This is a genomic window from Synechococcus sp. R6-10 (assembly GCF_047461815.1).
In the GTDB taxonomy this organism is placed as follows: Bacteria; Cyanobacteriota; Cyanobacteriia; order Thermostichales; family Thermostichaceae; genus Thermostichus.
The window spans coordinates 1-1,876 of record NZ_JANSHW010000276.1 but is presented as its reverse complement, the minus strand read 5'-3'; the positions used below and the strand labels follow the sequence as shown (position 1 = coordinate 1,876).

The window sequence follows — 1,876 nt, the reverse complement described above, 5'->3', positions numbered from 1 at the left end:
AGCAGGTTGTTGATGACATTGGATGCCTCTTCTGGGTTGAGCTGCCCCTTCTGCACCAAGTCGTCGGCAGCCTTTCTCAACTGTTCTGCCAGCAGAGTGGTTGTGCCCACGCCCATTAGCAAGAGCTGACGTAAGATACTGTTGTTGTCCAATGCTGCCCTCCAAAGGACGCTTCGCGAACGGTACGGGCCTCCATGACTACCCATTTTCCTCAGTTTGCCCTCAACTTCGCAACCGGCTCGGCCAGTTTCTCCCTTTCGCCTGAGGCGGCACAACAATGGCACAAGGCTCTGCAAATCCTCTTGGAGCGACTCAAGATCCGTTCCCGACAGCAGCCTCAGGAGCCGGTTGAGTTTCGTTACCCTACTGAAGATTTCAGCTTGGAGATGTTCTGCAACCCCAACATCTGGGCTGGCCCCCACGCAGCCAAGGTGCTGGTGACTCTGAAAACCAAGGTGCTGCGCCTTTCCACCGAAGTGGAGTTCTCTCGCCTTCAAGAAGACCTCAGCCAATATCTGGAGTCCCTAACATGAGCGAAGATGCCCATGCTGCGGGAGAGGAGCCCGCGGCCATTACGGTGACGCAACTGCTGGACGAGCCGTCAGAGGGGATCCCCGGCCACTTGGAAGTGGTTGCCCTCACTTGGCACGACCGCCAGCGATCCCGGCAACGGCTGGTGAGCGACTGGGGCACCGAGATCCAGTTGATGCTGCCCCGCGGCACCCATCTTCACGATGGGGATCTGCTCTATGCGGATGCGCAGCGACACATTCGGGTCAGAGCCCAACCCGAACCGGTGCTCTTGATTCAACCTGAAAACCCCATCCAGATGGGCCAAGTGATTCATCAACTGGGCAACTGGCACCGTCCGGCCCACGTTTCCCCCCAAGGGCAGATCCTGGCGCTGGCCGATGATCCGCTGCAGGACTGGCTGGCCCACATGGGGATCCCGTTTCGGTTGGAGATGGCTGTCTTCGAGCCCAACCTGTTGGCCCACAGCCATTAACCTGAGCCTTTGCGAGCGCAAACCCGTCCCTCCGACTCATGGCCTAGGCTCCAGCCTCTGCTTCTCGGGTTGCCAACCGCGCTGCAAACTCTCGGTGTTCCTCCGACTCAATTCCCCTTTGCAGCACACCCAACACCTGCTGCATGTTGCCCGTCAGCAGCGCGTCCACGGCTAACCACAACCCCGGAAACACCCGACTGTACAAAACGCCCAACTCATTGGGCTGTTGCTGCACGTACTCTCCATTCTGGAAGACATACCAGCGAAAGGCTTGCTCTTGGGTTAGCCAGACCAGATATTCCCGCACGCCGTTGCGCCGGTAGGCCCGCAGCTTATCATGCAGGTCGTAGGAAGCTGTGCTGGCGGCAATCTCCACAATCAGCTCCGGTGCACCCTCAATGTAGTCATCCTCGCTAATGCGGGACTGTCCCCCACAAGATTCGTGCATCCGCAATATGGCATCTGGCTGCGGCTCATTGTCCAAGTCCAGGCGAACGGTTGGATTGCCCGCCGACTCAACCCCCGGCGTTGCTGCTTCATAAACTCCCAGCCAGGCCATGATGTGGCTGTGTGGTCTGCCATGTCGGCGATATCTGAGGGGAGATGCCACGTAAACAATTCCCTCAATCAGCTCGGCTTTTTTGATCTGAGGCATGGCTTGATAGCGCCGTTCAAACTCATCGCGGGTGAGACGATCGCCGCTTTCTAAGATGGGCAGTTCACGGAAGGAAGGGCTACTGACGCTCATGACCAGCTCTCTTACCAGCAGTCGCGACAGTGTTGCGGAGCAATATCGATGACTGATACATTTACGCTGAACACTGCTGAACATCACTGTTCAACTATGCAGCGATAGCATTCTGTTTGTTT

3 protein-coding genes are annotated in these 1,876 nt (G+C 57.4%); 2 read left to right on the top strand and 1 reads right to left on the bottom strand.

The features are described from left to right. Positions 1 to 194: 194 nt before the first annotated feature. The gene (locus NW837_RS08525; RefSeq protein ID WP_011433606.1) at positions 195 to 533 is read left to right on the top strand and encodes a hypothetical protein; all 339 of its coding nucleotides are present in this window, start codon (positions 195 to 197) and stop codon (positions 531 to 533) included. Next, positions 530 to 1,006, top strand: a complete 477-nt coding sequence (locus NW837_RS08520) for an urease accessory protein UreE (protein WP_414330672.1) — start codon at positions 530 to 532, stop codon at positions 1,004 to 1,006. The genes NW837_RS08525 and NW837_RS08520 overlap by 4 nt, the downstream gene beginning before the upstream one ends. Before the next feature lie 43 nt (positions 1,007 to 1,049). Here NW837_RS08520 and NW837_RS08515 read toward each other — a convergent pair whose 3' ends face one another. Continuing rightward, positions 1,050 to 1,754, bottom strand: coding sequence for a Uma2 family endonuclease (locus NW837_RS08515; protein WP_414330670.1), 705 nt, complete (start codon positions 1,752 to 1,754; stop codon positions 1,050 to 1,052). Positions 1,755 to 1,876: the final 122 nt, after the last annotated feature.

Excerpts from the sequence above, each read along its gene's own strand:
- NW837_RS08525 (WP_011433606.1), top strand. The coding sequence starts at position 195 with ATGACTACCCATTTTCCTCAGTTTGCCCTCAACTTCGCAACCGGCTCG.
- NW837_RS08520 (WP_414330672.1), top strand. The coding sequence starts at position 530 with ATGAGCGAAGATGCCCATGCTGCGGGAGAGGAGCCCGCGGCCATTACG.
- NW837_RS08515 (WP_414330670.1), bottom strand. The coding sequence starts at position 1,754 with ATGAGCGTCAGTAGCCCTTCCTTCCGTGAACTGCCCATCTTAGAAAGC.